14 protein-coding genes are annotated in these 16,377 nt (G+C 75.9%); 11 read left to right on the top strand and 3 right to left on the bottom strand.

What is annotated here, in order from left to right; translation table 11 throughout:
* Positions 1 to 482: 482 nt before the first annotated feature.
* A complete protein-coding gene (locus ACIQVD_RS09225) occupies positions 483 to 1,214 on the top strand; it encodes a hypothetical protein (protein WP_400678947.1) in 732 nt (243 codons plus the stop codon).
* 127 nt (positions 1,215 to 1,341) lie between these two features.
* Here ACIQVD_RS09225 and ACIQVD_RS09220 read toward each other — a convergent pair whose 3' ends face one another.
* Positions 1,342 to 2,727, bottom strand: a complete 1,386-nt coding sequence (locus ACIQVD_RS09220) for a cytochrome P450 (RefSeq protein ID WP_402287266.1) — start codon at positions 2,725 to 2,727, stop codon at positions 1,342 to 1,344.
* 280 nt (positions 2,728 to 3,007) lie between these two features.
* Between ACIQVD_RS09220 and modA the strand changes: the two genes are divergently transcribed.
* From modA to ACIQVD_RS09200, 4 genes are all read left to right on the top strand, one after another.
* Positions 3,008 to 3,802, top strand: a complete 795-nt coding sequence (gene modA / locus ACIQVD_RS09215; protein WP_400678945.1) for a molybdate ABC transporter substrate-binding protein — start codon at positions 3,008 to 3,010, stop codon at positions 3,800 to 3,802.
* Positions 3,799 to 4,647 (top strand): ABC transporter permease, encoded by an 849-nt coding sequence (locus ACIQVD_RS09210; protein ID WP_100839606.1) that lies wholly within the window; start codon positions 3,799 to 3,801, stop codon positions 4,645 to 4,647. The genes modA and ACIQVD_RS09210 overlap by 4 nt, the downstream gene beginning before the upstream one ends.
* Before the next feature lie 41 nt (positions 4,648 to 4,688).
* A complete protein-coding gene (locus tag ACIQVD_RS09205; protein WP_402287263.1) occupies positions 4,689 to 5,777 on the top strand; it encodes an ABC transporter ATP-binding protein in 1,089 nt (362 codons plus the stop codon).
* Between the two features lie 276 nt (positions 5,778 to 6,053).
* Positions 6,054 to 6,989, top strand: coding sequence for a DMT family transporter (locus ACIQVD_RS09200; protein ID WP_400678942.1), 936 nt, complete (start codon positions 6,054 to 6,056; stop codon positions 6,987 to 6,989).
* Positions 6,990 to 7,249: 260 nt separating this feature from the next.
* Here ACIQVD_RS09200 and ACIQVD_RS09195 read toward each other — a convergent pair whose 3' ends face one another.
* Positions 7,250 to 7,720, bottom strand: a complete 471-nt coding sequence (locus tag ACIQVD_RS09195) for a hypothetical protein (RefSeq protein ID WP_400678940.1) — start codon at positions 7,718 to 7,720, stop codon at positions 7,250 to 7,252.
* Positions 7,721 to 7,812: 92 nt separating this feature from the next.
* The gene (locus ACIQVD_RS09190; protein ID WP_400678939.1) at positions 7,813 to 8,223 is read right to left on the bottom strand and encodes a spore-associated protein A; all 411 of its coding nucleotides are present in this window, start codon (positions 8,221 to 8,223) and stop codon (positions 7,813 to 7,815) included.
* A 397-nt stretch (positions 8,224 to 8,620) separates the two neighbouring features.
* Here ACIQVD_RS09190 and ACIQVD_RS09185 point away from each other — a divergent pair, with 397 nt between their 5' ends.
* The 6 genes from ACIQVD_RS09185 to ACIQVD_RS09160 all read left to right on the top strand — a co-directional run bounded on the left by ACIQVD_RS09185 (position 8,621) and on the right by ACIQVD_RS09160 (position 16,268).
* Positions 8,621 to 8,866, top strand: coding sequence for a hypothetical protein (locus tag ACIQVD_RS09185; protein ID WP_402287259.1), 246 nt, complete (start codon positions 8,621 to 8,623; stop codon positions 8,864 to 8,866).
* Positions 8,863 to 9,186, top strand: coding sequence for a hypothetical protein (locus ACIQVD_RS09180; protein WP_402287257.1), 324 nt, complete (start codon positions 8,863 to 8,865; stop codon positions 9,184 to 9,186). The genes ACIQVD_RS09185 and ACIQVD_RS09180 overlap by 4 nt, the downstream gene beginning before the upstream one ends.
* Before the next feature lie 161 nt (positions 9,187 to 9,347).
* Complete coding sequence (locus ACIQVD_RS09175) at positions 9,348 to 10,694, top strand: helix-turn-helix domain-containing protein (RefSeq protein ID WP_402287255.1); 1,347 nt, start codon at positions 9,348 to 9,350, stop codon at positions 10,692 to 10,694.
* A gap of 1,175 nt (positions 10,695 to 11,869) precedes the next feature.
* A complete protein-coding gene (locus tag ACIQVD_RS09170; RefSeq protein WP_402287252.1) occupies positions 11,870 to 13,705 on the top strand; it encodes a BTAD domain-containing putative transcriptional regulator in 1,836 nt (611 codons plus the stop codon).
* Between the two features lie 405 nt (positions 13,706 to 14,110).
* The gene (locus ACIQVD_RS09165) at positions 14,111 to 15,574 is read left to right on the top strand and encodes an FAD-binding protein (RefSeq protein WP_402287250.1); all 1,464 of its coding nucleotides are present in this window, start codon (positions 14,111 to 14,113) and stop codon (positions 15,572 to 15,574) included.
* A 127-nt stretch (positions 15,575 to 15,701) separates the two neighbouring features.
* A complete protein-coding gene (locus ACIQVD_RS09160) occupies positions 15,702 to 16,268 on the top strand; it encodes a Uma2 family endonuclease (protein WP_400678930.1) in 567 nt (188 codons plus the stop codon).
* Positions 16,269 to 16,377 lie beyond the last annotated feature (109 nt).

Raw genomic sequence — 16,377 nt, 5'->3', positions numbered from 1 at the left:
CGGACGCCGCTCGCCCGAGCTCGTGCGGTCCAGGAATCGTGGACGCTACCCAGAGTTGACGAATGGTCACCAGAAGATGTGAAAAGCACTACGGACGATGGGCGTTGTGTGCTCGAATGGCGCGACGACGTGTGCCTCCGCGCACGCCCCCGCACGCGCCCCGCGCACGTTCCGACCCCCGCCGCGCCCCGGCCTCCTGCCCCGCCGGGCGACGGACGAGCGACGGACGGGCGACGGACGGACCGGCAGCCGAACGGGCAACGGGACGGGCACCGGGACGGGCCGGGACCGGACCGCGTACGGGGCGCGCGCCGGCCGGGCACGAACGGCCCGGCGAAACCGGAGTGCGCACTGTCCTCCGGACCCGCTACTCTCCGGCCGAACCGTCGCGCGGCGCAGCGGAGTCCCGCTGCCGCCGGAGGCCGACGGCCGTCGTCCGCCTTCCCCCGCGTGCTCCCGCACGCCCCCGCCAGAGGAACTCCGTGTCCGTACCCGTCACGCCCCCGCCCGCCGACCCCGCCGCGCCGGCGGCCTTCCCCGCCGCGCCGCCCGCGGGCGCCGAACCGGCCGGGTGGGCGGCGCCCGCCGCGTCCGGCCCCCAGCCGGGCCCGTTCTGCCGCTTCTGCGGTTCCGTGCCCGCCGCGAACGTCACGGTCCGCGGCCACCAGGGCTTCCTGGTGATGATGCGGTTCCTGCGGGTGCCCGGCCCGTTCTGCCGGGACTGCGGGACGGCGACCCTGCGGCGGATGACCGCGGACAGCCTGTGGCAGGGCTGGTGGGGCGTGGCCTCCGCGGTGATCAACCCGGTCACCATGCTGATGAACCTGGTCGTCTGGCTCAAGCTCCGGAAGCTGCCGGCCCCCGTCCCGGGCGCCCCGGGCACGCCGCTGCCCACCGGCCGCCCGCTGTACCTGCGGCCGCAGGTCCTCGGCCTGCTGATACCCGTGGTCGCCGTCGGCGCGCTGCTCTACAGCATCCAGCAGGACCCGGACTACGCCGACGTGGGCGACTGCGTCCACAACAGCGGGTCCACCCTGTCCCCGGACGTCTCGGTCGTCGACTGCGGCGGCTCGGACGCCGACTTCCGGGTCGTGGGCCGGCTCTCCTCCTCCGACGCCGACGCCTGCACGGCGTTCCCCGAGGCCGAGGCCGGCTACTGGGTGGACAAGGGCAGCAGCTCGTACACCCTGTGCCTGGCCAGCGTCACGCCCTGAGCCGCCCCGCACCGCCGGTGCTCCGTGCCACCGGCACCCTGTGACACCGGCCCCCCGTGACACCCGCACCGCCCGTCCCCGCGCCCGCCGCGTCGGGGGCGGGCGGTGCGGCGTCCGCCGTCCGCCGTCAGCCGCGCGGGGTGAGCCTGACCCGGACGGGGCCGTGCAGCTCCAGGGTGATGCCCTGGGCGAGCGGGACGTCCCGGTCGATCGCGGTGACCTCGAACTCGCGCAGCAGGGCGGCCAGCGCGAGCACCGACTCCAGCATCGAGAAGTGCTGGCCGATGCAGGCGCGCGGGCCGCCGCCGAACGGGAACCAGGCGTAGCGGTGCCGGGCGGCCTCCCGTTCGGGGGTGAAGCGCTCGGGGTCGAAGCGCTCCGGGTCCTCCCAGTGCCCGGGGTGCCGGTGGGTGACGTACGGGACGACCAGGACGTCGGCGCCGGCCGGGATGGTGACACCGCCCACCGTGGTGGCCTCGACGGCCCGGCGGCCGACCGAGGGCGCGGCCGGGAAGAGCCGCATGGTCTCCTTCAGCACCCTTGTCAGGTAAGGGAGTTCGGCGTAGTCGGCGGCGGTGGGGCGGCGGCCGTCGGCGAGCAGTTCGGCGGCCTCCCGGTGGGCGCGGGCCTGCTGCTCGGGGTGCTTGCCGAGCAGGTGGAGGGCGAAGGTGAGCGAGGTGGCGGTGGTCTCGTGGCCGGCCAGCAGGAAGATCAGCACCTGTTCGCGCAGTTCGGTGGGGTCCAGCCGGTTGCCGTCCTCGTCGCGGGCGGCGGCCAGCAGCGCGAGCAGGTCCCGGCCCTCGCCCTTCCCGTCCGCTCCGTCCGCTCCTTCGGCCCCTTCGGCGGCGCGGCGCGCGATGATGCCGTCGCAGACCTCGTACAGCGCGCGTTCGGCGGCGAGCGCCTTGCGGTGCCCGGGCAGCGGCCACTGCCGGGGCAGCCGCAGCGGGGAGAAGCCGCGGTCGCGGACGAAGCCGTTCAGGACCGGGAAGGCGTGGTGGACCGTCTCGACGGCCTCCTCGACGTCCTGGCCGAACAGGATCCGGGCGACGGTGCGCAGGGCGAAGCGGTTCATCTCCTCGCCGAGGTCGACGACGCCGTCGGGGGCGGCGGCCCACCGGGCGGCCAGGGCGGCGGTCTCGGTGCCGATCGCGTCGGCGTAGCCGTCGACCCGGCGGCGGGTGAACAGCGGTTGGACCAGGCGGCGCTGGCGCAGGTAGTCGGCGTCCTGGGCGGTGAGCAGGCCGTTGCCGAAGCTCTCCCGGATCTCGCCGTAGAAGACGTTGTCCTTGCGGAAGTTGGCGGCCTCGGTGGCCAGCACCTGCTGGGCGCCCTCGGGCGAGAAGACCATCCAGAGCTCGGCGCGCAGCCCGGGCGGGCCGGCCTGCACCCGGATCACGTCGCCGTGGTCGCGGCGGGCGGCGAGGTAGGTGCCGAGCGCGTCGCGCTTGAGGTCGAGCAGGGAGCCGATCAGCGGCAGCCCGGCCGGGCCGGGCACGCGGGTGGCGGTCATGGGGTCCCCTCCGTCGGACGAACCCCCGTGCGGTGGAGGTTCGCTGAAACCGCGTCAGTATCTCCCGGGCGGCCGTCGGGGGGCGAGGGGGCAGCGCGGCGGGGACGGCGGGGTCTTGAGGTATTGCACATGCAACCCTTAAGTTCGGCTTAAGGTCGCTTGTGCGATGAGACAGCAGTCCTGGACCCCGCAGCTGCGGCACTATGATCGCCTGATCGCACCCCACCCTCGCACTCCGCTCCGGCCCGCCACCGTCCACCACGACCAGGGGAAACCATCCATGCGCAGCGTCAGACGACTCCTCGCCGCCTCCGCCGTCCTCGCCCTCGCGGCCGGCCTGACGGCGTGCAGCAGCTCCGGCAGCGGCTCCGCCTCGAACAGCTCCGCCCCCGCCCGCCCCGAGGTCAAGGGCACCGTGACGGTGTTCGCGGCGGCCTCGCTGAAGGAGTCCTTCACCGAGCTGGGCAAGCGCTTCGAGGCGGCCTACCCGGGCACCACCGTGACCTTCAACTTCGGCGGCTCCTCCGCGCTGGCCCAGAGCATCGTCTCCGGCGCGCCGGTGGACGTGTTCGCCGCGGCCAGCCCGGCCACCATGAAGACCGTCACCGACGCCAAGCTGACCGGCGGCGACCCGACCGTGTTCGTCCGCAACACGCTGGAGATCGCCGTCGCCAAGGGCAACCCCCGGCACATCGCCGGCCTGAAGGACCTCACCGGCGTCAAGACCGCGCTGTGCGCCAAGGAGGTGCCGTGCGGCGCCGCCGCCGTCACCGCGCTGAACGCGGCCGGCGTGCAGCTCACCCCCGTCACCTACGAGCAGGACGTCAAGGGCGCCCTGACCAAGGTCGAGCTGGGCGAGGTCGACGCGTCGCTGGTGTACCAGACCGACGTCAAGGCCGACGCCGACAAGATCGAGGGCGTGAACTTCCCGGAGGCCGCGCAGGCCGTCAACGACTACCCGATCGCCGCCCTCGCCAAGGCGCCCAACAGCAACGGTGCCGCCGCGTTCCTCGGCTACGTCGGCTCCGCGGACGCCCGCCGGGTGCTCACCGAGGCCGGCTTCCAGACGCCGTGACCCGGCCCGGCACCCCCCGCACCACACCCGCACCACACCCCCGGGGCCGGCGGCGGCCCCGGGGGGCCGGGCGGGTCCCCGCCGCGCTGCTGCTGCCCGCGCTGCTCGGCCTGGCCTTCCTGGTCCTGCCGCTGCTCGGGCTGCTGGTGCGCGCGCCGTGGAGCGCGCTGCCCTCGCTGCTGACCGGCACCGAGGTGTGGCAGGCGCTCAAGCTCTCGCTGCTCTCGGCGACCCTGGCCACCGGCGTCGCGCTGGTGCTGGGCGTGCCGCTGGCCTGGCTGCTGGCCCGCACCGAGTTCCCCGGGCGGCGGCTGGTGCGCGCCCTGGTCACCCTGCCGCTGGTGCTGCCCCCGGTGGTCGGCGGCGTGGCGCTGCTACTGGTGCTCGGCCGCAACGGCATCCTGGGCCGCTGGCTGGACGCCTGGACCGGCGTCACCCTCCCGTTCACCACCACCGGCGTGGTGGTGGCCGAGGCGTTCGTCGCGATGCCGTTCCTGGTGATCAGCGTGGAGGGCGCGCTGCGCGCCGCCGACCCGCGCTACGAGGAGGCCGCGGCCACCCTCGGCGCCTCCCGGCTGACCGCGTTCCGCCGGGTCACCCTGCCGCTGGTCGCCCCGGGCATCGGGGCGGGTGCGGTGCTGGCCTGGGCCCGGGCGCTGGGCGAGTTCGGCGCGACCATCACCTTCGCCGGGAACTTCCCCGGCCGGACCCAGACCATGCCGCTGGCGGTCTACCTGGCCATGGAGTCCGACCCGGAGGCGGCCATCGCGCTCAGCCTGATCCTGCTCACCGTCTCCGTCGCCGTCCTCGCCGGGCTGCGCGACCGTTGGATGTCCACCCCGTGAACCCCGTGACCCCCGCGAGCCCCGTGAACCCCGTGAACCCCGTGAACCCCGTGAACCCCGCGAAGAAGCCTCCCGCTCCCGCCCTGGACGCCGAACTGCGCGTCACCCGGGGCACGTTCACCCTCGACGTGCCGCTGGCCGCCGAGCCCGGCGAGGTGCTCGCCCTGCTCGGCCCGAACGGCGCGGGCAAGTCCACCGCGCTGCGCGCCCTGGCCGGGCTGCTGCCGCTCACCGACGGGCACCTGCACCTGGACGGCACGGCGCTGGACTCCCCCGCGGACGGCGTGTTCCGGCCCGCCGAGCAGCGGCCGATCGGCGTGGTCTTCCAGGACTACCTGCTCTTCCCCCACCTGTCCGCGCTCGACAACGTCGCCTTCGGCCCGCGCAGCCGGGGCCTGCGCCGGGCCGCCGCGCGCGCCGAGGCGCTGCCCTGGCTGGAGCGGATGGGCCTGGCCGAGCACGCCGGGCACCGCCCCGCGAAGCTCTCCGGCGGCCAGGCCCAGCGGGTCGCGCTGGCCCGGGCGCTGGCCGTCCGCCCGCGGCTGCTGCTGCTGGACGAGCCGCTGGCCGCGCTGGACGCCCGCACCCGGCTCGACGTCCGGGCCGAACTCCGCCGCCACCTGGCCGAGTTCGAAGCCGTCGCGGTGCTGGTCACGCACGACCCGCTGGACGCCATGGTGCTCGCCGACCGCCTCGTGGTGATCGAGTCCGGCCGGGTCGTGCAGACCGGCCGCCCCGCCGAGGTGGCCCGCCACCCGCGCACCGACTACATCGCCCGGCTGGTCGGCCTCAACCTCTACCAGGGCACCGCCGCCGGCCGGCAGGTCACCCTCCCCGAGGGCCAGGTCCTCAGCACCGACGAGGAGTTGACCGGCCCGGCGTTCGTCGCCTTCCCGCCCGACGCGGTCACCCTGCACCGGCACCGCCCCGAGACCAGCGCCCGCAACCTCTTCCCCTGCACCGTCGCCGGCCTCGACCTGCACGGCGACCGCTTCCGGGTCGACCTCACCGGCCCCCTCCCGCTGGCCGCCGACCTCACCCCCACCGCCGCCGCCGAGCTCGACCTCACCCCCGGCACCCGGGTCTGGGCCGCCGTCAAGGCCACCCAGACCCACGCCTACCCGGCCTGAACCAGGCGCTCCCCCGGGCCGTGGACCGCGCCGTTCGCGTGCCGTGAAGCACGCGGCCCGCGTGCCGTCCGCGTGCGGTCCGCGTGCCGCCCGCCCTCGCGTACAGTGGCGGCCATGCATCGCGGCGTCCTGCCCCCTCCCGCTCGCTGAGCGGGCGGCCGGCCACTTCCTGAGCCCGCCCGGGCCCGTCGTCCCCTCCGGACGGCCGCCCCGGGCCGGTCGGTGCCGCCCGCTTCCGTGGCCCACCGACCATGACGGCTTTCCGGGAGTCCACCCGTGTCCTCGTTTCCTTCCTCGCACCCCTCCGCCCTGCCCGCGCGGCGGGGCCTGCTGTACGTCGCCCTCGCCGCCACCGCCTGGGGCACCGCCGGGGCGGCGGCCGCGCTGCTGTTCCCGCGCAGCGGTCTGGGGCCGCTCGCGCTCACGTTCTGGCGCTCGGTCGGCGGCGTGGCGGTGCTGCTGGCGCTGCGCCCGTTCACCGGGCGGGCGGCCCGGCCCGCACCGCGCCCCGCCGCGGGCCGCGTCCTGCTCAACGGGCTGGGGCTGACGCTGTTCCAGAGCGCGTACTTCCTGGCCGTCCGGCACACCGGGCTGGCCGTCGCCACCGTGGTGACGCTGGGGGCGGCGCCGGTGCTGGTGGCGCTCGGCGGGCGGCTGCTGATGGGCGAGCGGCTGGGCCGGGCCGGGCTGGCCGCGGTGGCCGGGGCGCTGCTGGGCCTGGGCGTGCTGGTGCTGGGCGGCGGCTCCGGCCGCGGCGGGGTCGAACCGGTCGGCCTGGCCTGGGCGCTGGCCTCGGCGGCGGGCTACGCGGCGATCACGGTGGCCACCCGCCACCGGGCCTCGCGCACCGCCGTCCCGGACGACCCGGCGACCACCACCCTGTGGTCGTTCGCGGTCTGCGCGGTGTGCCTGTTCCCGTTCGCGCTGGCCGAGGGCCCGCTGCCGTCCACCGGCGCGCTGCCCTCGACGCTGCTGCTGCTCGGCTACCTGGCCACCGTGCCGACCGCGCTCGCGTACGCGCTGTACTTCGCGGGCGCGGCGGTGATCCGGGCCGCGACGGCCTCGGTGGTGGCGCTGATCGAGCCGCTCAGCGCCACCGTGTTCGCCGCGGCCGTGCTGGACGAGCCGCTCACCCCGGCGGCGCTGCTGGGCACGGCGGTCCTGCTGCTGTCGGTGACGGCGCTGGCCCGGGCCGAGCTGCGCGCGGGCTGAACGGGACGGGGGGGCCGGGGGGGCGCCCCCGCCCCCCCCCCCCCCCCCCCCCCCCCCCCCCCCCCCCCCCCCCCCCCCCCCCCCCCCCCCCCCCCCCCCCCCCCCCCCCCCCCCCCCCGGGGCCCGGGGGGGCGGGGGGGGGGGGGGGCGGGGGGGGCCCGGGCCGGGGGGGGGGGGGGGCGGCCGGGGGGGGGGGGCGGGGCGCCCCCCCCCCCCCCCCCCCCCCGTCCGCCCGTCCGTCCCTCCGTCCCTCCGTCCGGTCAGCCGCAGTGCGAGGCCAGGACGGTGGTGTCGGCGACCTTGCTGTTGCTCGGGTCGTCGACGCGACCGTAGACCATGACGCAGCGGTTCGCGGTGCCGGTGACCTTCGCGGGACCGGCGTACCAGGCGAAGTTGCCGTCGTCGCTGTCGGACTGGTCGTAGCTGCAGAAGTCACCGGCGTGGGTGCCGGCCACGCAGCGCCAGAGGTAGACGGCCTGGTACTTGGTGACGCCCGAGGCGAAGTGGGTGTCGACGGCGGCCGCACAGTTGGTGCCGCCGTTGGCGCTGGAGTAGTAGAGGTACAGCTCGCCGTACTTGGTGCCGGTGCCGTTGTCGGTCTTGAGGTCGTAGGTGCCGACCAGGCTGCCGCTGCAGCCGTACGTGTCGGCGGCGCTCGCCTGCGGCGCGAGGGAGATGCCGCCGAGGAGCACGAGGCCGGCGGCGGCCAGGGCGGAGAACGTCCTGCGCATGGGGGTACTCCTGGGGGTCGGGGCGCGGTCCGGTGCGGTGGGGGCGCTGCGGTGGGGGCGCTGCGGTGGAGAGGGGATTCCGGTACGGGAGTTCAGCCGCAGTGGACGTCCAGGCGGTACTCGTAGGCGGTCTCGATCTCGCCGCCCCAGTCGATGCACCGGCCGGCCGCGGAGACGTACACCGGGCCCGCGTAGGTGGTGTAGTCGCCGTAGTCGCCGATCCAGTTGGCCGAACCGGCCAGCCTGACCAGGGCGTTCATGTAGAGGGCGGCGCCCGGCTGGTTCCGGACGGTCACGACGCAGTTCTTCCCGGTCGCGCTGCTGTAGGTCAGGAAGACCGTGCCGTAGCCGTTCAGCGTGAGGTGGTCGATCTCCCGGTACCCGCTGCCGCAGGCGCTGTTGTAGGAGGCCGCCTCCGCGGTGCCGGGGGCCAGGACCACGCCGGCCACCGAGGCCGCCGACAGGAGGGCGGCCGCGGTGGCGCGGCCCGTGAACGTGCGCAACGGGTGTTCTCCTTCGAACGTGCTTCTTCTGACGGGGAGTCGGTGGGGCCTCCGCCGAGGTCCGCACCCGTCCGGGACGTTAGGAGGCCGGGATAGCGCGGCCGTATCGCGGCTTCCCGGGCCCGGTCGCGACCGCCGTCCGGCCCCCGGGAGGCCGCGCGATCGGAGCGATCCGGCCGCGCCGCCTCCCCTCGTCAGCACGGGTCCGCCACCGGCCCCGTGCTCATCGGCGGGGCCTCGCCACCCGGCGGCCCGGGGGTCGCCGCGCAAGCGGTGCCCCGACCACCCGGGTGGACGCCCGGTACGGCCACCCGAGCGCGGCCCTGCCGGCCACCTGGGGTTACCACCCCGAGGGCGGGCGGCCGGCCGGGGCGGGCGCGCAGCCGGCCGGCCCTCGGTGACGGCGCAGCTGGAACTCGTCCTCCGGGGCACCGACGACCAGGCGGCGCGGGCCGGTTCGGGCGGACGGACGGACCGTCAACGGGCGGGCGGGCGAGCGGTGCCGGAGCGCGGCTGCGTCGGCGCGGCGGTCCGGGAGCCGACCGGCGCCGCGGACGGTGAGATCGGCGGCCCGGTGTTCGCGGAGGACGCCGATTTCACGACGCTGGAGCAGGCCCAGAACGACGAGCGGACCGGGCGGTGATCCGCCAGTGGTCGCCGTGCACGACGGAGGCCGGTTTCGACTGCCCGGACCCGCTCGCGGCCCTGAGCGACCCGCGGTGGCGCAGGACGCCGCGGCCGACCCCGCAGGAGCTGAGGACCGCCACCGCGGACGCCGGCTACCGGCGGCAGGTGATCGAGGCCGACCCGGAGGCGACGGCGAAGGCGAAGGCCGCGGTGGAGTTCCAGGTGGCGGCGGCGGCCCGGGTGACGGCCGGCCGAGCGACCGGCCGCCCGGGGGCGGCTGCTGACGGGACATCACAGCCGTTCGCATCACGGGCAAATCACCCGGACTCCCGCTGACGCCACGTCGGCGGGAGTTATGATGATCACACGTGCACCGCCCCCGGGGCGGCTGTCCGGCCTGCCCGGATCTCCGCTGTCCGTGCACATGGTGAAGGAACTCCCCGCCTCATCGGAAGTTCCCCGGAACGAACTGTCGATCCGCCAGGTGAGGAGAGCCCGTGGCCCGCAGACCGCGTCCAGTCGATCCCGCCGACGGGCCCGTCCCCGCCTTCGCCCACGACCTCCGACTGGTCCGGGAACGGGCCGGCAACCCCACCTACCGCGTGCTCGCCGAACGGGCCGGATTCGGCGCCACCACCCTCAGCGACGCGGCCGGCGGCGTCCGGCTGCCCAGCCTGGAGGTGACCCAGGCCTACGTCGGGGCCTGCGGCGGCGACGTCGAGGAGTGGACGCGGCGCTGGAACGAACTCGACCGTGAACTCGGCCGCGGCGCCGGGGCCTCGTCTCCGGCCCCGGCCCCGGCTGCGGAGAAGGCGGCGGACACCGCACCGGCGGCTGCGGAGAAGCCGGCCGTCGAGGGGACCACGACGGACGACGCCCCGGGCTCGGGCTCGGGCGACGTCGTCACCGGGGCGGTCCCGCTGTCCGGACACCCGTCGGCCGAGACGGTGCACGACGGTCGACGGCCGCGCTGGACGACCGCCGGGACGGCCGCCCTGCTCGTCCTCACCGTCGTCCTGGCCCTGGTCGCGGCACGGACGTCCGGTTTCGGCCACAGCCGGAGCGCGACCGAGAACGCCCTGACCTCGACCGTGTCCGCCGCGAACGCGACGCCGAACCCCAACGCGGCCGACTGCCCGGTCGCCACCCTCACACCGTCCACGGCCGTGTTCTCCGGCACGACCTACATCGAGAGCACCCGGCTGCGCGCCGGAGCCAGCCTCAGCGCCGACGTCGTCCTCCAACTGCCCGCGGGCTGCCGCCTCCAGCTCACCGGCTTCTGCCTGGGCGACATGGTGATCGACGCCACCTCCGGCTCGCCCGACGTCCGCTGGTTCAGGACCGCGACCGGCGGCTACGTCTCCTCCGCCGTGATCCACGGCAACCCGCCCGGCGACCTCCAACCCACCGACTGTCCCGATGCGGTGGCCCCGCCCGCCTCGATCACACTCACCGTCACACCGGGCTCCGGCTCCGGCCAAACGCCCGGCCGCTACGAACTCCACGCCACCGGAGACCGCCTGGGCATCGTCGGCTACGCCGCGTACCTGCCCAGGACGGGCAGCACGTCCCAGTGGCAGCAGATCGGCATGTCCGCGGACGCCTCCGCCGGGTTCCCCGTGCCCTGGCAGCCCGGCCCGGCCCCGGACGGCACCGACCCGCAGACCGCGGTGGGGGTGGTGGCCGTCGCCTGCTTCGGCGGCGAGGGCCCCAGCAGCATCGCCGACCAACGCCTCGTCCCCCGCACGGTCACCGGCCCCCTCCAGGTCGCCGAACTCGGCGAGACCGAACTCGCCCGCGCCCGCAAAGCAGCCTGCCGCTACCCGGACACCGCCCGCGGCTGACCCCCCACCGGCCCGGCCCCCTCCACCCCGCAGCCGCGCGACGCAGCAGCCGGGCCGCGACATTCCGGCCCCCGACCCGCCGCGCGGTTGCCCCGACCCCGGACAAGACCCGCCGAAGACGGCGCAACCCGGAACGCCGACGGCCGGAGAACACGCGCGGACGGGAGGCGGCGGCCGGAGCGCGGGCCGGGAAAGGGCGTCGGCCGGAGAACACGCAAGCCGGGAAGGGACATCGGCTGGGAACCCGAACCGGGAAGGGACGTCCCCGGAGAGCACGCGCCGGAAACGGCAGCGGCTGGAGAACACGCGAGCCGGGAAGAGGCGCCCCCGGAGAGCACCCGCCCAACAGGCGAGGCGACCGCCGGAAAGCGCGCACCGGGAGGGGCCGCGATCCCCGCGCGACTCAGACGCTACGGCGGGCGTGCAGGATGTGAACCGGCGGCGGCGGCGGGCGCCGGCCCGCCGTCGCCGTCGTGTCCACAACCGCCTTCCGCCACCCGAGGAGAACGGTGAGACCCACCCGCTTCCCGCGTCGCGCAGACGTCCTGGCCACCGCCGCACGCGCCCTCACCGCCCCGGACGCCGCACCAGCCGCTGTCACTGCCACCACGGCCTCCGCCGGTGTCGGCCGCACCTGCGCGGACGCTCCGGCCCACAACCCTCCCGGGCAGCAACGAGTTCGAGCACAGCTGCGTCGGCGAGGCCGGGTCCGTGCGGAGCGCGTCCGCCGTGTCGATCCCCGCCCCCGCCACCCCGGACCCCGCCGACGGCTACCGCACGACGGCTACGCCACCCCGGTCGCGGCCACCCCGCACACCCCGTACACCCCGGCCCGGCTCTGCGGCGGCGGCTACCTCGACACCATCTGGACCAGCGGCTGAGCTCCCGCCGCACGGGATTGATTGACCGAGCGGCCCCGACCCCCCGGTCAATCCGCCCCCGGCCCCACCCTCGCCACCTGTCACCCCACCGTCCCACCCCCACCCCCGCCGCCTCGACCTCGGCCCCGAAGACCATCCCGAAGGCCATCGCGAAGACCGGAATTGATTGACCGACACCGCGAGATCCGCCGGTCAAAACCGCCCGGGCATAGAACGGACCACGCCGGGTGGCCGTCGGGGGACGGGCCCCGCCGTCCGGCGAAGCAGGCCGAGGTGTCAGGGGAGGCGTGGGGGATGGAGTTCGGGATTCTCGGACCGCTGCTCGTACGGGACGAAGGGGGGAGCCGTTCGGTCCCGGCGGCCAAGCAGCGGGCGCTGCTCGCGGCGCTGCTGGTCCGGCGGGGGCAGGTGGTGCCGACCGAGGTGCTCGCGGACACGGTCTGGGACGGGTGTCCGCCGCGCACCGCCGCCACCACGCTGCGCAACTACGTGATGCGGCTGCGCAAGGCGCTCGGCGAGGCCGGTGAGCGGCTGGCCACGGAGACGGGCGGCTACCTCCTCGACGTCCGCGCCGAGGAGTTCGACACCGACCGGTTCACCCGGCTGCGCGACCTCGGCCACGCCCGGTTGCGCGAGGACGATCCCGGGCGGGCCGCCGCCCACTACGAGCAGGCGCTGGCGCTCTGGCGCGGACCGGCCCTGGTCGACGTCCCCTCCGAAACGCTGCGCCGGGCCGAGACCGGCTGGCTCACCGAGGCCCGGCTGGACGTGGTGGAGGGCCGCACCGAGGCCGGGCTGGCGCTGGGCCGGCACACCGAACTGCTCGGCGAGCTGCGGTCGCTGACCGCCGCGCACCCGGAGCGGGAGCGGCTCTGGGCGCAGTTGATGACGGCCCTGTACCGCAGCGGCCGCCAGTCGGAGGCGCTCGCCGTGTACGGGCGGGTCCGCCGGGTCCTGGCGGAGGAGCTGGGCGTCGACCCGGGCCGCGAGCTGCGCGCCGTGCACGGGGCGATCCTGCGCGCCGACCCGGCCCTGGCCGCACCCGTCCGGCCCGCCCGGGCCCGTGCCGGGTTCGTCACCCCCTTCCAACTGCCGCCCGACCTGACCGACTTCACCGGCCGGACCGCCGAGGTCGCCGACCTCGCCGCCCGGCTGGCCGAGGCGGGCGGGGGCGCCGGGTGCCGGGCGCCGCTGATCGCGGTCGTCAGCGGCCAGCCGGGCGCGGGCAAGACCGCGCTGGTCCAGCACGCCGCGCACGCCGCCCGCGCCGGGTACCCGGACGGCACCCTCTACGCCGACCTGCGCGGCAGCCGGCCGCGGTCCGCCACCCCGCACGCCGTGCTCGGCGGCTTCCTGCTCGCCCTCGGGGTGCCGGCCGCCGTCGTGCCGGCCGACACCGAGGCCCGGACGGCGCTGTTCCGCTCGCTGCTGGCCGGGCGGCGGACGCTGGTGGTCCTGGACGACGCCCGGGACGGCGCCCACGTCCGGCCGCTGCTGCCCGCCGGCCCCGGCAACGCCGCGCTGGTCACCGCCCGCACCCGGCTGCCCGACCTCGGCGGGGCGCACCCCGTCCACCTCGGGCCGCTGCCCGCGGACGAGTCCCGGGAGTTCCTGGCCCGGCTGCTCGGCCCGGCCCGGGCGTCCGCCGAACCGCGGGCCCTGGCCCAACTCGCGGCCGTCTGCGGCGGGCTGCCGCTCGCGCTGCGGATCTGCGGGGCCCGGCTGGCCGCCCGGCCGTCCTGGGCCGTGCGGCACCTGGTGGAGCGGCTCGCGGACGAGGACCGGGCCCTGGACGAGCTCCGGCTGGGCAGCCTGGACGTCCGGGCCGTCTTCACGGCGGGCTGCGCGGCCCTCGACCCGCCCACCGTCCGCGCCTTCCACCTGCTCGCCCTCGCACCGACCGGCACCGTCGGCCTGGCCACCGCCGCCCGGCTGCTCGGCGAGTCCCCGGTCCGCGCCGAACGCGTCCTCGAACGGCTCGCCGACGCCGGTCTGCTCACCGCCCGGGAGCCCGGCCGCTACCGCTACGAGCCGCTGATGCGGGCCTACGCCCGCGAACTCGTCCGCCACCGCCCCTCCCCCGCCCGGCCCGGCCCCCGCGCCCCCCGCCGCTCCGCCCTGGTCGGCTGACCCGCGACGACCCGCGGCGGCGACCCGCGAGGGCGGCCCGGCGCTCAGGTGCCGGACGGCCCCGCGGGGTTCCCGACCGCCGCCTTTTACCCTCACCCTCATCCTCACCCTCACCCTCACCCGCGCCCGCGCCCGGAACGGAATCCGCTTTTCCGAATTGGCGTGCGCATGGAAAATAACCCTTGCTCCCCTCGGAAAACCCTTCCCTACGCATACGAACTCCACAATCCGGTGTTAGCCTCCAGCTGTTTCGCTCGCCGCGTGAGCGTTCCGGGCCACGGCGGGGCACGCTGCCCGCACCCGGTCGGCCGCGCCCTCGCGACCTGAACATGGGGGAGAACGTTGGAAAGGGAAACCCGTACACCCCGGATGACGCCGGAGATGGCACCCGGGACGGCACCGGGGATGTCGCGCCGCGCGCTGGTCAGGGGGGCGGCGCTCGGGGTGGCGGCGGTCGGCTTCAGCGCCGCCGCCGGGGCCTGGGTCGCCGAGGCCGCGGCGGCGGGCCCGTTCGACCGGGTGCCGCGCCTGGACGGTGAGCTCCTGCTCGACACCGGCAGCAGGGCCGCCGACAGCGTCGACCAGGGGCGCATCGTGGCCCGCACGCCGGGCGCGGTCCTGCGGCCCGGCTCCGTCGACGACGTCGCCAGGATGGTCAGGTTCTGCGCGGACCGCGGCATCGAGGTGTCGGCGCGCGGCCGGGGCCACACCACCCACGGGCAGTCGCTCAACGAGAACGGCCTGGTCGTCGAGATGCGCGGGCTCGGGCGGATCCACCGGGTCGGCCCGCGGGGAGCCGACGTCGACGGCGGCGTGCTGTGGACGGAGCTGATGACGGCCGCGTTCGCCCGCGGCCTGACACCGCCGGTGTTCACCGGCTACACCGACCTCACCATCGCCGGCACCCTCGCGGTCGGCGGCGCGTCCCCGGGGGCCGGGTCCACCCGCGGCCTGCAGATCGACCACGTCCAGGAGTTGGAGATCGTCACCGGGCGGGGCGAGGTCCTGGTCTGCTCCGACCGCCGCCACGCCGACCTCTTCCGGGCCGCCCTCGGCGGACTCGGGCAGTGCGGCATCATCGTGCGCGCCAGGCTCGACCTGGTGCCGGCGCAACCCTCGGTCCGGACCTACCAGTTCACCTACCCGACCGGCGACGGGGCCGTCGGCGACCTGCGGACCCTCACCGAACGCGGCGAGGTGCTCGGCGCCTACGCCCTCTGGGCCCCGACCGGGACGTCCCTCGTGGGGCAGCTCCTCGTCAGCGTCCCCTTCACGCCCGGCTCCCCGCCCGACGGCCGGCAACTGCTGCGCGGCCTCAGCCAGCCCCCGTCCGCCGCCGCCGTCACCGACCTGAGCCACCCGGACTGGGTCACCCAGGTCAACCGGCAGGTCGCCCAGCTGGAAGCCGCCCTGGACTACGGACGCCTGGTCAAGCCCTGGTTCGACGTCTGGCTCAACAGCTCGACGGTCGACCGCTTCCTGCGGGACGTCCTCACCGGCCTCAGCCCGCACGACCTCGCCCCCGGCTCCACGCTCCTGCTCATCCCCGCGAAACGGACCGGCGTCGACCACCCCGCCTTCCGCGGCCCCCGGGCGGACGCCACCCCCTGGATGTACCTGTTCGACATCCTCGACAACTCCGCCGCCCCCGGCCCGGACCCGGCATTCGCCGCCGACCGGCTCCGGCGGAACGCCGAGCTCTACCGCAGGGCCCGCGCCGTCGGCGGCTCCCGCTACCCCATCGGCGCACTCGAATTCACCAAGGCCGACTGGATCGCCCACTACGGCGACGCCTGGCCCGCATTCCGACGGGCGAAAAACCGCTTCGACCCGCGCAACATCCTCAACCCCGGCCCCGGAATATTCTGAACCCCCTTCTCGGGACCGGAAGAAACCCGAAGAAACCCGCCCCGCCCGGGGCGGTTCCCCGAAGGCGCGGGACAGTACACTGGGCCCGGCACCGGGCCCAGTGATCCCTTCCCGAGGAGGTGCGCCGATGACTGCCGAAACGGTCGCTCCCGAGTGGATGCACCACCAGATCACCGCGGACGAGTACGACTCCTGGTCCGAGGAACAGTGCGCGGGCATCGAGATCGTGGACGGGATGGTCGTCGTGAGCCCGAGCGCGTCCAAGCGCCACAACCGCCTGGCCCGCATCCTGGCGAACGCCCTGGACGCGGCCGCCGGGCCGGAGTGGAACGCCGACACGGACTTCGACGTCCGCCTGCAGGACGTGCCGCTCACCAACCGTCGGCCCGACGTGGTGGTCTACCGCGCCGAGACCATCGACCTCACGCCCACTCGCCCGGAGCACGTCCTGCTGGTCGTCGAGGTCGTGTCACCGGGCTCGGAGACCACGGACCGCGTCGTGAAGGTGAACCAGTACGCCCGGGCCGGCATCGCCTTCTACTGGCGGATCGAGCAGACCCCCCACGGCGTCCCGCTCGTCTACACCCACCTCCTCGACCCCGCGACCCGCTCCTACCGCGACGCGGACGTCTTCACCGGCACGGTCAGGGCCACCGCCCCGTTCCCGGTCGAGATCGACCTCGGCACGGTCTGACCGGACTCCGGCGCGTCCGGCCGCTCCCGTCCCTCCGCCCGTCCGCAACAGCGCGGCGTACCGGTAACCGGGAGAAGCGGTACGCATCCGCCCGCGGGCACGCTACGTT

The sequence above is a fragment of the Kitasatospora sp. NPDC090308 genome, from assembly GCF_044769485.1.
GTDB lineage: Bacteria > Actinomycetota > Actinomycetes > Streptomycetales > Streptomycetaceae > Kitasatospora > Kitasatospora fiedleri.
The sequence above is the reverse complement of the archived record's forward strand: the minus strand, read 5'-3'. Positions and strand labels throughout refer to the sequence as shown.